The sequence below is a fragment of the Candidatus Zixiibacteriota bacterium genome (assembly GCA_021159005.1).
In the GTDB taxonomy this organism is placed as follows: domain Bacteria; phylum Zixibacteria; class MSB-5A5; order UBA10806; family 4484-95; genus JAGGSN01.
In genome coordinates, this window is the sequence record JAGGSN010000206.1 from 88,585 (window position 1) to 105,930 (window position 17,346).

General features: G+C 39.2%; 17 protein-coding genes. 6 read left to right on the plus strand and 11 right to left on the minus strand.

The genetic code is table 11. The annotated features are described in order from the left end of the window. Positions 1 to 446: 446 nt before the first annotated feature. The gene (locus J7K40_13555) at positions 447 to 656 is read left to right on the plus strand and encodes a hypothetical protein (GenBank protein MCD6163421.1); all 210 of its coding nucleotides are present in this window, start codon (positions 447 to 449) and stop codon (positions 654 to 656) included. Positions 657 to 676: 20 nt separating this feature from the next. Here the strand turns inward: J7K40_13555 and J7K40_13560 are convergent, their stop codons facing one another. The 8 genes from J7K40_13560 to J7K40_13595 are packed head-to-tail and all read right to left on the minus strand — an operon-like array spanning position 677 to position 8,074. Next, positions 677 to 1,843 carry a hypothetical protein gene (locus tag J7K40_13560; protein MCD6163422.1) on the minus strand — a complete coding sequence of 389 codons (1,167 nt, stop codon included), beginning with the start codon at positions 1,841 to 1,843 and terminating at the stop codon, positions 677 to 679. A gap of 5 nt (positions 1,844 to 1,848) precedes the next feature. After that, positions 1,849 to 2,445, minus strand: a complete 597-nt coding sequence (locus J7K40_13565) for a hypothetical protein (protein ID MCD6163423.1) — start codon at positions 2,443 to 2,445, stop codon at positions 1,849 to 1,851. Next, positions 2,445 to 3,053, minus strand: a complete 609-nt coding sequence (locus J7K40_13570; protein MCD6163424.1) for a hypothetical protein — start codon at positions 3,051 to 3,053, stop codon at positions 2,445 to 2,447. Before J7K40_13570 ends, J7K40_13565 begins: the two co-directional genes overlap by 1 nt. After that, positions 3,050 to 4,894, minus strand: coding sequence for a hypothetical protein (locus tag J7K40_13575; GenBank protein MCD6163425.1), 1,845 nt, complete (start codon positions 4,892 to 4,894; stop codon positions 3,050 to 3,052). Before J7K40_13575 ends, J7K40_13570 begins: the two co-directional genes overlap by 4 nt. Continuing rightward, entirely contained in the window at positions 4,876 to 5,667 is a 792-nt protein-coding gene (gene rsmA, locus J7K40_13580; GenBank protein MCD6163426.1) for a ribosomal RNA small subunit methyltransferase A, read from the minus strand. The genes J7K40_13575 and rsmA overlap by 19 nt, the downstream gene beginning before the upstream one ends. Further along, the gene (locus tag J7K40_13585; GenBank protein MCD6163427.1) at positions 5,654 to 7,009 is read right to left on the minus strand and encodes a YchF/TatD family DNA exonuclease; all 1,356 of its coding nucleotides are present in this window, start codon (positions 7,007 to 7,009) and stop codon (positions 5,654 to 5,656) included. The genes rsmA and J7K40_13585 overlap by 14 nt, the downstream gene beginning before the upstream one ends. Before the next feature lie 52 nt (positions 7,010 to 7,061). Then, on the minus strand, positions 7,062 to 7,505 hold the full coding sequence (locus J7K40_13590; protein MCD6163428.1) for a hypothetical protein: 444 nt from the start codon (positions 7,503 to 7,505) through the stop codon (positions 7,062 to 7,064). A 53-nt stretch (positions 7,506 to 7,558) separates the two neighbouring features. Further along, complete coding sequence (locus J7K40_13595; GenBank protein MCD6163429.1) at positions 7,559 to 8,074, minus strand: DUF2250 domain-containing protein; 516 nt, start codon at positions 8,072 to 8,074, stop codon at positions 7,559 to 7,561. A 76-nt stretch (positions 8,075 to 8,150) separates the two neighbouring features. Here J7K40_13595 and J7K40_13600 point away from each other — a divergent pair, with 76 nt between their 5' ends. From J7K40_13600 to J7K40_13620, 5 genes are all read left to right on the plus strand, one after another. After that, entirely contained in the window at positions 8,151 to 9,680 is a 1,530-nt protein-coding gene (locus J7K40_13600) for an SLC13/DASS family transporter (GenBank protein ID MCD6163430.1), read from the plus strand. Positions 9,681 to 9,773: 93 nt separating this feature from the next. After that, the gene (locus tag J7K40_13605; protein MCD6163431.1) at positions 9,774 to 10,658 is read left to right on the plus strand and encodes a cation transporter; all 885 of its coding nucleotides are present in this window, start codon (positions 9,774 to 9,776) and stop codon (positions 10,656 to 10,658) included. A 139-nt stretch (positions 10,659 to 10,797) separates the two neighbouring features. Then, positions 10,798 to 11,307 carry an exosortase H gene (gene xrtH / locus J7K40_13610; protein ID MCD6163432.1) on the plus strand — a complete coding sequence of 170 codons (510 nt, stop codon included), beginning with the start codon at positions 10,798 to 10,800 and terminating at the stop codon, positions 11,305 to 11,307. Beyond that, positions 11,225 to 11,869: a hypothetical protein gene (locus J7K40_13615; GenBank protein ID MCD6163433.1), complete on the plus strand. Its 645-nt coding sequence runs from the start codon at positions 11,225 to 11,227 to the stop codon at positions 11,867 to 11,869. The genes xrtH and J7K40_13615 overlap by 83 nt, the downstream gene beginning before the upstream one ends. A gap of 88 nt (positions 11,870 to 11,957) precedes the next feature. Continuing rightward, entirely contained in the window at positions 11,958 to 12,380 is a 423-nt protein-coding gene (locus J7K40_13620; GenBank protein ID MCD6163434.1) for a YkgJ family cysteine cluster protein, read from the plus strand. An 80-nt stretch (positions 12,381 to 12,460) separates the two neighbouring features. Here J7K40_13620 and J7K40_13625 read toward each other — a convergent pair whose 3' ends face one another. From J7K40_13625 to J7K40_13635, 3 genes are all read right to left on the minus strand, one after another. Then, positions 12,461 to 13,264, minus strand: a complete 804-nt coding sequence (locus J7K40_13625; protein ID MCD6163435.1) for a transporter — start codon at positions 13,262 to 13,264, stop codon at positions 12,461 to 12,463. Between the two features lie 503 nt (positions 13,265 to 13,767). Then, the gene (locus J7K40_13630; GenBank protein ID MCD6163436.1) at positions 13,768 to 15,717 is read right to left on the minus strand and encodes a hypothetical protein; all 1,950 of its coding nucleotides are present in this window, start codon (positions 15,715 to 15,717) and stop codon (positions 13,768 to 13,770) included. 227 nt (positions 15,718 to 15,944) lie between these two features. Then, positions 15,945 to 16,916, minus strand: a complete 972-nt coding sequence (locus J7K40_13635) for a polyprenyl synthetase family protein (GenBank protein MCD6163437.1) — start codon at positions 16,914 to 16,916, stop codon at positions 15,945 to 15,947. Positions 16,917 to 17,346: the final 430 nt, after the last annotated feature.

Sequence of the window (17,346 nt, forward strand, 5' to 3'; positions counted from 1 at the left end):
TCCAGTTTATATGCTTAAATTTCAACTAAACGGTAATTATTGAACCCCTAATTTTAAAATATTTAACATTTTCATTATAATTTGTAATAATCGAGCTGATATTCATGATTTTATATAATAGACTATACAATGATAATAAAGCGACTATATATCTGTATAATGATGGTAAAAATATTGAAAACTTTCCTGCAATCGACAGAATAATTTTATTGACATAACACAAACAAATACAAAACACTAAATATAAATTCCCTAAACCTTAAAGGTTCGGTTAAAAATTTATTATTTTAATTTTCTTTGCCTTGGGGAATGCCAATGCTTTGCTTTGACATACCTGATTCCAGAAGAACCCCAAGAAGTTACAACAATTTTACTAAGCCAATACCAATATAAACAACGCAAATATACATGTCAAGTAATATTTTTGTTTGACGATAGAAAAAAATATGAAAGTTTATTTTCGTTTGGCAATAAAGAATGGCGTAATTTCGGGAAAATCTGTCGATTTTTTTGAACTAAAATGGTGTGAGGAGCTAACCTCTGTTCAGCTGGCTGGACGGTTTAACCAGTGGCTTTATGATGATGAATTTGTAAAAAACAAACTCCCCGATTTGAACCAAGCCAGCCAATGTCTGCTTTCAATAGACCCCCATTAAAATTTGTCCAATCTCAACTCTTATAATTTTTCCACTGATTCCGTATGCCGCAAGGGAGGAACAATTTTTATATTCATTTTCTGAAAAAGCGGAAATAGGGAGATTAGAATATCTACATTGTCGGGATTGCTGCTTATTAGATAAGTTCCCTTATTTAATTCTGTAAATTCATTTGTGTGAGCAATTACCAGCATCCTGAATTCATCGCTGGCTATATATGAGCAATCTATAGTATTAATCAGTCTTTTTATTTTCAAACCCTTTGCATAGGCCAGCGAATCGATATAATTCGGATTGTTGTTTTGATAGATATAAGTTAAGTGAAGTTTCTCGGTTGCATCTATTATCATTCGAACCAGTTCGCGATTATAATTTGTATCAGCCTGCAAATAGAAAGCATCTAAGGCAGGATAGCTTTTAAATATAGCTAAAATATTTTCCATATTCAACTCTTTATCTTTGATATTTTTTAGCAAGCGGTGGCTATTTAAAACTATCTCCCAATCTTCCCGGGCGCTTGGCAATTCCAATATACACTGTCCGCTGCTTGATTTTAACGCTCGATTAAGTTTTTTGCCCGGCGCCTGATCGGGATAGAGTATAAAACCAAAGGCAATATTTTGCCAAACAAGTTCCAGCGCCTTTTTCTGTTTTAGCTCGACAAAGTCCTTGAAAATAAACGATATTGATGAGACTCTCGTTTGCGCTTTAAAGCTTGAGATTAGCACTAACTCCGATATTGTATCATTCAACGATGGAGAAATCAGCCAAGCTGCCAGATTGCCGTCCTTATTTATCTCAATGGCTTCATATATAATGCTGCTATTTCTGCGGCATGCTTTTGCCAACTCCGATGTAAACCATACAAACGGCAGTTCTTTTGGCCACAGGATGCTATAGCAGGGATAATCCCTTGTTTGACTATTGAAATTCAATGGCTGATGGTGAATTTCATTTTGGTCAAGATTTAATTCTGTTAAAATATTCAGGTAAAATGTTTCAATTTCATCAGTATTATTGATATTGCCGCCATTACAAAATTTTTCCGAAGAATTGAATATTTCAAACGCGGCGGGATAAAATCTTGCCAAAACCAAACCAACAGCGATAATAATTAAAACTATAAGCAACAGCCTTAACCATAATGTGTGCTGTTTGGGTCTTTGATTTCTTGTTATCCAAGTCATAGCTATTAGTTGGAAATGGATTGATCCTCCCAAACCCGAATCCGCATGACCCCCCCGGATGACCTTCGCAACTTGAATTTCGCCCAGCCGTTCGCCTCAAAACGGGCATAGTTGTAATTGCCGGTTATATCTCTTAAAGATAAATGGAAACTGAAATACCATATTTCCCAGATTTCGCCCGGATGTTCGGAGTAGGTTTCCGGTTCCTGTGTTCTATCAATAGGCACCCATGTATCGAGCCGGATTTCATCAAATATCTCGAAAAGCCGCCTGGTTCGGTAAATATCGCCCGATATGCCATCGCGAGGAATCTCTACAATTTCGATTTCACCGTATCTATCCTGGTCTGTATATATGAAAACGAAATCATCATCAAGGCAATTCTCATATACATCTATATCGTTATGCTCATAAGCATATTTAAAATTAGCCAGCACATTGGCAGCCGCAATAGAATCATCCGGATCGCTTTGGTCTAAAATGGGCGCTAAAAATTTCGATTCGGCCTGAGTAGGCGCAAAAGGATTAAAACAGGAATTGACAAGTATGGCTCCGGCGATTGATAGTATCGCAAAAATCAGTATTTTCAGTTTGATGCTCATTAACGGTTCCTGTATTCAGCCTTAAAATTCGCCCAACTGTCTCCGCTTCTGCTGGTAATTATTTCTTCCCATAGGTAAATGCTCCAGAGATTATATGAGGGTTGGCTTAGATGAAAGGCGGCTGTTCCCTCAATTAGGATGGTGTCAGATTGAAGTGAATCAGGTTGAATAACTCGTAATGTATAATCTCTATTGATTACCGCTAACGTATCACCAATACTGTCGGGATAATTGCTTGAGTAGCTGAGAATTAAATCAAGGCTATTATTATCCTCAGTAAATTTTGAAAATATATTCTCGGTAACTGTTATCTCCACATCCTTGTTCCATAAATAATAAAGATACCCGAAACCTTGAGCCTCTGCCTCAATCGAGTCCTCCGGTGAGGAAAAAAGGAAATCCTGACCAAAACACAACTGGTAGTTTTGAACATGTTTCTCATTATAGGCAAACATCAAGTTGCTAAGAACCACTTCCGGCATAGCAGGCGTCTCCCAGGTTCCCGAACTGCCGGCAGGTTCTTGGCTGTCTCTGGTATGTATCGGGTTTTTCAAACATCCGGCAAAACCAAGCAATATTAATACTAACAAAAATGATATGCGTTTCAAAATGTATACCTCACTGAAACATTTACAAATTCGGTAATATCTGTCTCCTGCCCTAAATATTCCCATTTGCGTCGGCTATAACCAGCTGTCAGATATTCATTAGGAGAGAATTGCCAGGTAATATTGACCGCGGCAATTTGTTTAAAATCATCCAGCTTTATTTCACGGACAATCTGTTTATTATCGAATATTATTTCACTGCCAAGTTTATGATTATATTCCTTCTTAGATTCCCATGAATACTCAGGTTCTATACAAATTTTACTAAATGGACAATAGCTTATCTTTATATTAAGGTTATGATAATTTCTATCCCAACCGGTTGCCTGCTGCCAGTTTGACTCTTCCCAAATAAGCTTGCCATAATCCTCATAACGATAAATATATGTCGGGGAAACAACAAATCTATCGGAAAGCGAAAGTCTAAAACCGGTTTCAGAGGCTCCCCTTCGGAAAATCCTGCTGGGTGTCTCCAGCGGATTTGGAATATAATCAAAAATAATATAATTTGCCCTGATTTCAAAACTCTGAACGATATTAAAATAAGAGGCTAAAGACCAATCGAAGGTCGACCTTAGAAGATAGGTTTCATTTTGATTATTATTAGCCGAGTTCAAACCGCTGGTGTAAATCTGATAAAAATTGCTATAGCCAACTCTTGCCTCGCCTGAAAAATATCGGTTGAAAGTATGCTTGCAGCGAAAATTATAAATCTGGGTTTTCAGGTCCCGTTCAAAAATCGAACTCTGATTGAGCTTGAAATAAGAGGTTACGCCAACTATGCCGTCAAAAAAAACGCTGTCATCAAGACTTATTTCCGCTGAGGCTTTTAAAGAAAGTTCTCCCATCTCAAGCCACTGGTCCAACTGTTTTCTGCCGTAATCCTCCTCGCCCCAGTTGTAGCGGTAGCCGGTAATGACTTTGATTTTATTGAAAAATATCCGCTCTAACATCAGATTAAAATTTCTGTTTTGCGTATAATTATCAGTCTGAGACAACAATATTGCCTCCTGATTGTAATTATATTTATAACTTATATAATCTAAGCCGCCTATCATTCTGGAGACAATATCGCCGGGTAATGCAACTGCAAAATAGTAATCAGCGCCGCGATCAACTTTGACCTGTCGAACAACTTCATAAACTGCCGCCTCCTTGTTTGATGTTTTACTCGGTTTTGAATAATACCTTTTAGCGCTTTCCAAGTTGCGCAGGTTCCATTGAATAGTATCAGCTTTACTCCAGATAATTAATCCGCCAAGCCTGGCATTGAACTCGCTGTAAGGGATTCTACTTAAATCATAATAATGATATGAAACCATGGATTCTATACTATTACCCAACACTTTAAGGGGTTTCGAATTTGCCGCAGCGCCATAGCCAAGCCCCTTGTCGATACCGGAAGGTTCATCGCCAATTCTCTTTATCGCCCTATTGGCAATAAAAGGGTTAATATTCAAATATTTTATTTTTGCGAAAGGCATAGATAATTTAATTTCCGAGGTATAAACTATTCTTTCCTGAAGAGCGCTTCTCGAATGATACATATATGGCGCCAGCGATAAACCCTTGATGATTCTATAGTCGGCCCTAAAAGTTGTCCAGAGATGTTCCTGCCAGCGTTTATATTGATTTTTTAAAAGCGTCGAGTTGGTATTAACATCAAGATCGCAATTTAATCTGCCAAAATCGAAATGCCTTTTAAAGCTGTTTTCCCAGTTATAGGTATTGTTATTCTGCGAATAATCGAAAACAAGCGATGAAGGACCAGCTGCCAGCATGCTTGCCATACCAATAAACAGCCATATCACACAATATAATATTATTGCTCTAACTTGCATCGCATCTCGTAAAGTTTCAGGTAGTTATCAAAAGATAACTGTTCCGGTCTCACACTAACATGTTTGCTAATTCTCGTTATCAAAGCCTCACAATACTCTTTCGGCAATTTCAAACCCATTTGCATAGAATTAGCCAGTGTTTTTCTCTTATGGCTAAAACAACCCCGCACAAAGGTTTTGAAATTATCGAAATTATCAGGTTCGCGACTAACGGGTATTAATTTTATAACTTTTGAAACCACTCTTGGTATTGGCTTAAATGACTCAGGCTTAACGGTAAATAATATCTTAATATCGAATCCGGCAGCCATAATCATAGTAAACGAGCCGTTAGCCCTTGTGCCGGGGGAGGCTGTCAGCCTGTCGGCAACCTCGGACTGAACCATAAAAACCGCGCATGATACCGACTTTTTAAACTCAAACAGCTTCTCCAAAATGGCAGTTGTAATATTATATGGAATGTTGCCTATCAATTTCATCTTAGCCGGCATATCGCCGGGTTCAATATCTAAAAAATTTCTTGCGATTAAAGTAAAATTATTCAAATCGCCAAATTTTATTTCAAGAGCAGGCAGTAAATCCCGATCAAATTCAATTGCGGTTACTTGACACTCATGTGTTAGCAATATTTCAGTAAGCGCTCCCTTGCCAGACCCTATTTCGACAATATTATCTTCAGGCTTTGGGTCAATTGAATTTACAATCTTGTGAGCTATTATTATATCGGTCAGGAAATGCTGCCCCAGATTCTTTTTCGCCTTAATTCGGGACATATTTCCTCACTTTCAGAGGAATACCATGCTTGTCGGAAATAGCTTTGCAGGCTGAGATGTCAACTTCCGGCAAATCCACAACGCTGAAAACGACTTTTATATTTTCAGCCCGGCATCGCTTGGCGAAATTTATAATCTCCGGGTAAACATTTTCGCCAAATTGCGGCCGGCATATATCATTATAAACAGCTTTATCGTGAGCATTCAGGCTGATATTAACAGAATCAATCACGCCGGATAATTTCTTGGCAAAGTCAGTTTTATTAATCAGATTCCCCTGACCATTAGTATTAAGCCTCAACGGTATGCCTTTGCCTTTGATTTTATTTGCCAGAGACAGCAATAGCTCTCCCCTGATTGATGGTTCGCCAAGCCCGCAGAAAACGATTTCCTTATAATCGTTATGTTTATCGATACCACGAAGGATTTCTTTTTCTTCCGGCTCTTGGTTCAAAAGCAAATTATGGCCGGCAACATGATAATTGCTGTTCTTCGGGCAGAAATAGCAATTGTTGGTGCAGCGCATGGTAAGGTTGATATACAGGCTGCCGCCGATTTTATAGACTATCTTTGGCGAATCGTCAACAGGGATTTTCAAAACTTTGCCGGCATTATATTCGGTAATCCTTTCGATATCCTCATATGAATACTTAGGGAATACCCCTGTTAGCTTTTCGATAACATACTTGATATAATCAGGCCGATTGCGTTTGCCGCGAAATGGCTGAGGCGGCAGATAGGGGCAATCGGTTTCGGTAACCAGCCGTGAGATTGACACCGACCCGGCTGCTCTTGGCCCTTTTGCCTTGGGATAGGTAATCGGTCCGCCAAAACCGAGATAATAGCCCATATCAATTCCCTTAGCCGCATATAATTCATCCCCGGGAAAAGCATGAAGAATACCGCGATTATTTTCTCTGCGGCTCAGTATTTCATAGGCTTGGTCGAGCGCCTGACGGATATGCAGGACAACCGGCAGGTTAAGCTCATCGGCAAGGTCGAGTTGTTTTATAAAGGCTTTCTGCTGAATTTCAGGCGGCGACAAATTACGGTAAAAATCAAGGCCGATTTCGCCGATAGCCACTACTTTCGGATGTTTCGCCAGCTTCTTCAATTCGGCAAACGTAGAGTCTGTCAGGTCCTTTGAATCATGCGGGTGATAGCCAACGGTCGCATAAATAAAATCATATTGTTCTGCCAGTTTGATTGAGGCTTTTGATGATTCGAGTTCGACGCCAATATTTACTATAAATTTCAGCCCATTATCGCGGCATTCGGAAATAACCTGCTGACGGTCTTTGTCATAATTCGGAAAATCGAGGTGTGCATGAGTATCTATCATAGCTTCTCCTTGTAAATGAATATAACTATACGAGATATAATATCAAGGGTATTCAGGCTGAAACTATGCGCTCGATTTCAGCTTGCCATTTCTTAGGATTTTTTACATGCCAGGCAATTGTATCCTCGCCGGACCGGGATGAAATATCGACACAAAGCAAAGGGCGGAAAACTGTTTTGCCAAGATGTCTTCGTGTAAGCCTTACCGATTTAATATTAGCAGTCGGAATTACAAGCTCTCGTTCCGGCATCGCCAGACCGAACCAGAGTTCCATCTCTGTTAGTATCAAAGCCCCATTGCCTCTAATTTGCTTCAAGCCTTTCGATTCCTGTCCGAAAAAGCTGGCGCCTAAATCAGAAATAATTATCCGCTGGCCTATAAAACGTTTTTCCACGCGCGATAATAACTTGGTGCGAATAAACCCAAGTAAAACCTTCTGTATTGCCCAAATCACCAAAAATACAATCGTTATGATAAGAACAATTCTTAGAATCATAATATTTATCCTGCTGTTATACTATTCTGCTTCATTAAATTAGCCATTATCAATTATTCGTTGTCTTCATAATGTTCTAAGAATTCAGACCCCTTCGGTGTTATTTCATAGTAGGTATGGTTGCGATGCTTTATCCATTTGTTGTTTACTATGTTTTTGCGATACCGAATCATAACCGGTTGAACGCGCTTTAATAATTTTAAATCGCGAAGTTTCTTATAGCGTTCGAATACCGTTGCCCGAGGAATGCGAGTCATTTGGGCTGTTACTGCCGCGTAGTCATTGCCCATAACCTGATGATGATTCAATACTTTAAAATCAATATCATCCAGCGCAGTGTATTCGGGGTTGAGCAACAAATCCGGTTTGCTATTTTCCTCGATAATCTCATTCCAGGTTAGAGTAACCAGCCTCTCTTTAGCTACTTTGGCGAGATTTATACAGTCTGCCCGATGAACCGATATTATAGGCGAATCGATTTTTAAGAAACCGACAATTTCGTCATCAACTACCGGTTTACAGCATTTTGCCAGACGGTAATCTGCTTTTAGCGGCGGCATATCAATCATACAGGTAATATATGAATTACATCTGAAAAAAATCAAATATATTTACATCAAAATAAAAATGTGATAAGATATTCTCATGGCGGCATTGGCTTCAAATTCAAATAGTAAATTTGATAAAGGTAAGCTGATTGGCTTAATTCTGGGTATTGTCTTATTTATAATCTTTGCCTTTAACCTCTTTAACCTTAATATATCCCCGCCAGCCGCTGTTACTGCCGGTATCGTTCTGTTAATGGCTTGCTTCTGGGTATCTTTATGCCTGCCGATACCGGTAACTTCTCTGCTGCCGATAGCGTTGTTTCCGTTACTGGGAGTAGCAAGCTCAGGTACTATAATCAAATACTACGCTAACAATAATATTTACCTGTTTATGGGCGGCTTTATTGTCGCCTTAGCTATCGAAAAATGGGGTTTGCATCGGCGTATTGCGCTTTTTATCACTTCGCTTCTGGGAACATCACAAAGTAGAATAGTTATGGGTTTTATGTGCGGCACCGCATTTTTATCGATGTGGATTTCTAATACAGCCACCACCATGATGATGCTCCCGATTGGTATGGCGGTTATTTCCGAAACAGTTAGAACAACCGTCAAGGAAAACAAATTCGCTGTTGCTTTGATGCTGGGAATCGCCTATGGCGCCTCGATTGGCGGAATTGCCACTCCGATTGGTACACCGCCGAATATTGAGTTTTTAGGACAGTATGGAAGAGGTTTCCCCGGCGCTCCGGAAATCAGCTTTTTTAACTGGATAAAAGTCTTTTTCCCGTTAGCTTTAATACTGCTTCCTTTAGCTTGGGTTATCATTACTAAAGTGGTATTTCCAATATCTCATAAGACAACTACAGGCAGAAATTTAATTAATGATGAATTAAAGAAACTTGGTCCGATGAGCACTGCTGAGAAAAGAATTTTAATAGTATTTATAACTACTGCCCTTCTCTGGATATTCAGATCCGATATTAAGCTGGGGTTCTTTACTATTCCCGGGTGGTCAAATTTATTCTCGAATCCCAAGTATTTTCATGATGCTACTGTGGCTATAATAATGGCAATATTACTATTTGGAATTCCCGCCGGTAAAAAATATCCCGGACAATTTCTAATGGATTGGCCAACTGCCATAAAATTGCCCTGGGGCATATTACTTCTTTTTGGCGGCGGTTTCGCAATAGCCGGCGGATTTACAATATCGGGATTAGACCAGCAGATAGGCATGATTTTGAAACCATACTTGGTTTTTCATCCCTTAATTATTGTCTTTATAATATGTTTGCTGTTAACATTCTTAACGGAGCTGACATCAAATACTGCTACTACCGCTGCTTTGCTTCCTATCATGAAAGGTACAGCGATTGCCCTGAATCTCAATCCGCTTTTACTGATGATACCGGCTACTATCTCGGCCTCTATGGCGTTTATGCTTCCCGTGGCGACACCGCCTAATGCTATAGTATTTTCCTCGGGACAAATTAAAATGTCGCAGATGGTTCGCGCCGGGTTGATTTTGAATTTAGTTGTTGCTTTTATAGTTGGCTGCTTTGTTTATTATTTCGTTTTGCCGTCATGGGGCTATAGCGCAGTCATGCCGGAATGGGTGCAATAACTAATAATGAAAAATTAATAATTATGATGTAGTGATAATTTTTATATTAAAATAGTTGTGGATTTCAGGGAAATATAGCAAATATATGATGTAATGAGTAGTTATATGAAAAAGCTGTCGCCCGGAATGAGAGTTACAATATTTGGCGCGGCAATCAATATTTTTCTGGCGATATTGAAATTCGTTATCGGAATTATCGGCAATAGCCGAGCGCTTATAGCCGATGCTGTTCATTCTGCTTCCGACCTTGCCTCTGATATTGTTGTTATCTTAGGGCTTCATTTCGGAGAACAACCCCCTGATGAAAACCATCATTATGGTCATAAAAAAATCGAAACGGCTACTGAAATTATCCTGGGCATGATTTTAATAGGAGTTGCTATAAAATTAGCTTATGACTCGGGCGCGGCAATATGGCTAAATAAAATAAACCACCCCACAAGGATAACATTAATAGCGGCTGTAATATCAATCCTGTTGAAAGAAGGACTGTTTCAATGGACAAAACGGGTTGGCAAGAAATGCGATAGCCGGATTATAATAGCAAATGCCTGGCATCATCGAAGCGATGCTTACTCATCAGTGGCCGTGCTAATAGGCTTAGTATTTACTCAGATATCGCCTCGCCTTGCTTTTATGGATATTATCGTCAGCTTGGTTGTATCTCTGTTGATTTTCAAAGTTGGCGGGCAAATCGCTTTGGAAGGCTGCCGAAAAATCATTGATACCGCGCCGCCTGCTAAATATGTTGATAAAACGCTAACTTTGATAAAAGAATATCCCGGCGTTAAAAACCCCCACAATCTGAAAATGAGATATATCGGCAATACTATTTATATGGAAGTACATATTGAGGTTGATCCCGACATATCAGTTAGGGAAGGACATGAAATCGCCGCCGGAATCAAATATATGATAAAAAATAAAGATAAACGCGTGATAGATGTTATAGTACATATTGAGCCGGAAAGTAAATAATAAAGCTTATAATTCTTCTTATATAAAAACAATAATGTCTTGCAAACATACTATATTTTTTTATAATTAATACTAAATTGAAGCAACTTTTTCGGGATATCCTGTAATTAGCCCTTTAGCCGAAATATAAGGCGAATTTATGAAGATTAAAAAGCCGGTAATAAAATCACTAATCAAATTATACTTGAGCTTTGGCGGGATGATTATTCTTTTCGTCATCGCTTTTCATATCAAAGCGGTTCATCATGCTGTAGTCGTGCCGTTTACAGAATTCGTTGCCATCTGCTCCAGCCTGTTAATGAATGCCTTAGGAGCCGGCGCACAGGTAACAGATAATAATCTCTTTACCGTTAATTTCAGAATAAATGTCGTGGATGGCTGCAATGGAATCTATGCCACAGCAATACTGATATCGGGTGTAATTGCCTACCCGTCGAAAATTATACACCGTCTTTATGGCATATTGCTTGGAACGTTTGCGATATTTGTTCTTAACCTAATAAGAGTAATAAGCCTGTTTTACTTAGGTCAATATTTCCCTGACATATTTCAGGAGGTTCATGTTTATGTCTGGCAGCCGATCATCATCCTCTGGGCGATCTTCATCTGGGACTTCTGGTCGCGAAAAATCACGGCGAAAAATCTCTGACAGATGGCTGTTTTTTCTCAGGTTTCCATTATTTTTCATTTTAGCCTATTTGATTTGGTCTTACAGCGCGCCAATTGCCAATAAGATATTCACTTTCACCGGCGAGAAAGTTGTTATGCTTTTTGATGCTAACAACTTTACCAAATCAATGACAGCTAAAGGTAAATATATAGTGGTAAACTATGCTCCTTCGCCTGATGGCAAACCCCGGGTTACCAAATATAATATTTATACTTTCAATACTGTTTTTCTAATCGCCTTGATTATGGCTGTTCCGGGCATCAAATATAAATTACGTATAAAAATATTATTAATCGGCTTAATTTTATTATTCCCAATTCAGATATTGAGGTTGGCAATTTATGTCTTTAATTACTATGGCCAAAACATGAGGATAGCCAGCGGTGAGCGGCTATATCCTGCTATTGTCTGGAAAACGCTTGTATACGGTAAAAGAATATTAGCCCGCTTGGATGGCCAGTTAGTACCTATTCTTATCTGGGGAGGATTGTTTTATTATTATAAATGGCATAACATATTCAAAAAGAGAATCACATCATAAATCGACTGCCACTGTCAATGAAGCAAGTTATAGTGATAAATTTTGTAGTGTTTGACTTTATATAGACATAAGTATATATTCTACTCCCATGAAAAAAAACAGCTCAAACAATAACGGAGATAGCTCGACTTCCGGTAAATGCGTTCACTGCAGCGGCAAATGCTGCCGTTATACTTTAGTCGATTTGCCGACTCCCAGAAGCAGGCTCGATTTCGATAATTATGCCTGGTATTTAGCTCATGAAAATCTGGCTATTTATAAGGATGGCAAGCAATGGTACTTGGCTATTAATACCAAATGCCGCTATCTTAATGATGATAATAAATGCGATGTCTATGAAAAACGCTTCCAAGCCTGCCGCGACCATACTGATGACAACTGCGAATATGACGGCATTTATGAACCGGATTTAACTTTTACTTGCCCCTTTGAACTGCTTAAATTTGCTGAGAAAAGATTTAAAAAGATGGGCAAGAAAAAACCAAAGCGGAAAGCCTCAGTTAATAAATAATCTTATATTTTGCAGCTGGAACATAAAAAAACTCCCGATCAAAATCGACCGGGAGTTGAAGTTTACTTTATATTTTCAGCTTAGAAAGCCCAAGTTACGCGGGCGCCGATATCAATCGACTGGGTAGTATTCTTACCCATAACGGTGTAGAGACCTTCAACCTTAAACGCTGCTTTCGGATTGATATTATACTCCAGCGAAGGACCAACCTTGAACCATTGCGTTTTGCTGTCTGGCCAGGTAACATCGCTGTATGTATCATCGCTGCCCCAGCCGGTTTGAATTTCCAAGCCCGGCGTCATCTGTTCATTGGCATGATAACCAAAAGTCATATTAGCCCAGATTTCATTGCCTGGCTTATAATTGGTATCCGAATTTTCCATACGGAGATTGTACCAGGCGGAAACCTCAAACTGATAAGGAGCTTTTTCCATAGCCCAGGCAAGTCCGGGACGAAGATTCATCTGGTCATTGCTTAAGCCATCGCCGCCGGTCGGCAAGTCAGCCCAGAACCAGACCGACAGATAAGTTCCTTTCTTATGGTCATCAATAACCCAGTAGGCAGCTGACAACTGAAGGTCGCCCAAGCCCGATTTCGAATCGCCAAGTGACGGGCTGTAAGACATAAACGGAATAGACGCGCTTGCCTGCCAACGCTTATCACCCATCATACCGAAATATGTAGGCTCAAAACCAAACCGCAGAAGACTCCATGTGCCTCCCATATCAGCTGATTCGCCATCAGAATCATACCAGTTTGATGCTGTCATGTAGGTCGGGTATCCCTGAAGATATACTCCCGGTTCATAGGGAACATAACTATCAATTGCGAATGCTGAACCGACAAGTAAAATTACACAGGAAATGGTTAATAAAATCTTCATGTACTCCTCCAAAAGATTATTATTTGTACAAGTTATTTGTTTCATGCTATTCTATTTTGAAAAATTCTTTTATTGCTATAACCACCTCCTTTGTTATGCAATTAGCTAATACTTAGGTAATTACTTTTATCTGATAGTATATTATCGATACTTTTTACCTTTTATTTAATAATATTTCACTATAACAGCATTGACAATTACATCGGCTAATTAGCCAAATAATTTACAGCATCATTTTTTAGATTTGAATAAAAACAAGATGAGCAATTTGAAGTATTAGCAAGAGCTGACAACAGCTAAATAAATTTACGTATAAATTTTACTTTTCGAAATTGTATTAGATGACCTGCTTAAAAGAAAATAATAAGTCCTTGTCATCTAAGAGCTAACGAATACTTGGCTATTTGCATATGTATCATATTGAATATAGGTTATAAAATAGCATTTATAATATTAACAAGTCAAGCTGTAGCATTATAAAATAACATAAGTTGGATTTGTTGCTATGCCAATTGGCTGAATTTCCGTATTCCCCATTCAAGCGTAAATAGCAAAATAATTATAACAAGCAGATAAGTATTGCCTGTTGGGCGGTATTCCTTAAAAACCTCTGCCTTTTTCGTTTTTAATCTAAGGTCTTTAGCGAATTGGTCAAAATTATTTACAGTATAGCTTTTGCCTCCGGTTATCGAGGCAATCTGCTCCATTAGGGCATAATTTGCGGATGTGTTTTCTGATTCAAGGCTAAATGATTCAACGAAAAAGCTTCCGTTTACTGATGACACAGTATCGCCATTAATAACAGCATACGCTTTATAATTATACTTGCCTGCCGCCGGCGAACCAAAATTGCCGCAATAACGCCCAGGTTTGTTTACGGTTAGCTGAAATTCACGCTCGGCACTTTCGGTATCGGTAATAACCACTTCAACTCTGGCTTCGCTTACAAGGTTATAGTTTTCATCGAAAACTGTCGCCAAAAAATTTACCGGCTCGCCAAGTTTGTAAACCGTTTTGTCTGATGCTAAGTTAAATTTTTCCAAATCATCCCGAACTACTAGCCATCGAACAAGGTTGCCCCAGAATTTTTCAATATAGCCAATTTCAACCTGATTGGAGCTTGGCCTGAAATATCTTGGCCACCAGGGATAACCAGTGATTGCTGCGGTTTTGCCGCGTTGATACCGTCCCCCAAACAAGACCGGCTGACGTTGTCCTCGTTCGGTTATTATATCAAGGAAAATCAACGCCTCATTTTTTAGCTTCAGGTTTGATATAAAAGCTTTCAGCGGCGGTAATCCCTCCCAATTCAAGCCCTTGATATTCATAACGGAACGTGCTCCCGGTTGTTTTCCCGGAATAGGGAAAAACTCGCCAAACTCTGTTTTAGCTTTCGAGCCGGATTCAACCGGTAGGATATTTTCCCAGCCGTCAAGATTTACAGTCATGCTTCTATCACCGGATATATACAGAAAACCTGTGCCAGCCTCAACCGCCGAAATCAGGTTATTAAGCTGTAAACCAAGAACCCGTGAGTTAAGGTCGATAGCTATCACCAATTCAAGCTTTTGCCAGGCTTCAAGATTTGCCGGCAGTTCATTGGCTCTGAAGCCGCCCTTACGATTTGCAATAGCCGTGGTGATATTAAGACGCCAGTCATTATCCAGCGCTTTTTTTAAATAGGTAAATTCCCAGTTAAGGGAGGATGACAATATCAGCACATTGATCTTATCTTTAAGAAGCTTTATACTGAAATTTCTGATATTGTTGTCATCATAAGTCTCATCATCAAAACCCGATAGCACAGCCCGCAAATTCTTAACGCCATCATCGGCAATCGAAAACTTGAATTCGGCAGAAGTATATGCGCCATCCGGCGGGAAAGTTATTTTTTTTGAACCAATCGTCTTTTTACCATCCTTGATTTCCAGCTGCCCGCCCTGCCCCTGGTAGCCGGTTGCTCCGATTTCAACTTCAATGGCAAACTCGGTATTTATATACTCAACCGCCGGATATTCTATACCGGAAATATTTACATCTTTTAGACTGACGCCGCCTCCAGTTACCAATGAATAAACCGGCATATCAATTTTCGAGGCGGCTTGAAGAGGGTCCAAACCAATATTGCCGGCGCCATCGGTAACTATTAATAATCCACCAAAATTATAAGCATCAGCAAGCGGTAAGCTTAAAGCTTTCGTAATGTCAGTTGCCTGTCCGTTAAATATCGCTGAATCGGGAAAGCCATCTAATTCTATCAGGGTATCAGAAAAACCGCAATACTTAGCGGGAATATTACGGGGAAGATGCTTTTCAATCTCGGTTTCTGCTATTTGCCGTCTTTGACCGCTTTCCTCATTAATATTCATGCTTGATGAGACATCGACTATCACACCAAGTTTAGAGCCTGTAATTTTTTCGGAGAATACCGTAATTAAAGGTTCTAATAACAAAATACTAATTAAAAATATGCCCAAGCTTCGAAGACATAACAGCAGATATTTTTTCAAAGGTGATATTTGAGGAGCAACATTGGTATAACTCCTCCAGGCCATTAACATCGATAACAGTCCCAAAAGTATATAAAAAATAATATTACCGCTCTGAAAACTTAAAGTGAAAACATCATTCATATTCTAAACCAGCTTGGTTATTGATACTTCCGAAATACAATTTTGTTCTATTTGTCTCTAACAACAGCAAAATCAGCGAGTTTTAGAAGATTTTCTTTATAATCGAGTCCATCAGCTTTGGCTAATGCTTCTTTGGCTCTTTCGCTAAACATGCGGGCTTTCTGGTCGGCATAATCAATCCCGTCGTTATCACTGATGAATTTTATAACCTTTTCGAAACCATCATTGGTAAATTCGCTATTGTACAGCTTGATAATCTTATCTTTATATGAACCGTCGCTATTTCTAAGAGAATGAATCATCGGCAAAGTAACCCATCCCTCACGGATATCGGAACCAAGCTTTTTGCCGGTTTTAGTCGGTTCGCCAACCAAATCAAGAATATCATCAGTGATTTGGAAGGCAATGCCTAAGTTTTCTCCGAACTCACGCATGTTTTTCATTCTTTCCTCATCGCCGCCATTGCAAATAACCCCAGACTCACAGGCGCAAGCAAATAATGAGGCGGTTTTATCAGCGAGAACTCTTAAATATTGGTCTTCATCAATATCAAAATTGCCGGTTAAATAAACCTGGTTTAGTTCGCCGATAGATACTCTTTCAGTTGCCGCCGCAAATCCCTCAAGAAGCTTCTGAAAACCTGATTTGACGAGAAGTTTGAAAGATTTCGAAAATAAATAATCGCCCATTAAAACGGAAACTAAATTATCCCAACGATGATTAACTGTTTCAATACCGCGTCTGGCATCAGATTCATCGATAACATCATCATGCAAAAGGGTTGCGGCATGGATAAGTTCAATAGCCACAGCCGCATAAACTGCGGCGGGGTTATCCGTGCGGCCAACCGAAAGAAAAAGCAGAGCTGGTCTCAAACGCTTGCCGGTTCGAGAAAACAGATGCTTGGTAATCTTGAAAATAAACTCCGAGTCGGTTTCAAGCATCTCTTTTAGCAGCGCGTCATATCTTTCGATATGATTAGCTATTGGCTTAAATATTAAATCAGTATCCATACTCATAATAATCTGGCCTGAAAATATTGATTAAGAATTACAAAGTCAATGCAAATTCTTATAGAGTTTTTACTAAAATATCTCCTTTTTATAATTCAAAATTAATAATCGAGTTTTCTATGTTCGCGGCGAGGTTAAAAAGCTCGACTACTAACCCGTATTTTGCAGTAGAATTACAAATATATAAAAAATATTCGGAATTATTTTGAACATTTAACGTTAAGAATGGTACCGATTCATTGCCCAGTAGGTCAAGCCTACTTGAGGTTTGACCTATTCAACTGGTGGGTCAAGTCCCAAGTGAACTTGACTTACTTATATAAAATTTGGGATTGATTTACACTGCTGTCCGGCCTTTTTTATAGAGTTCTTAAAATAATACCCAACAATCGAAACTTGCTTATTTCATAACCCATAGAGCAGCGGGATGTTGGGC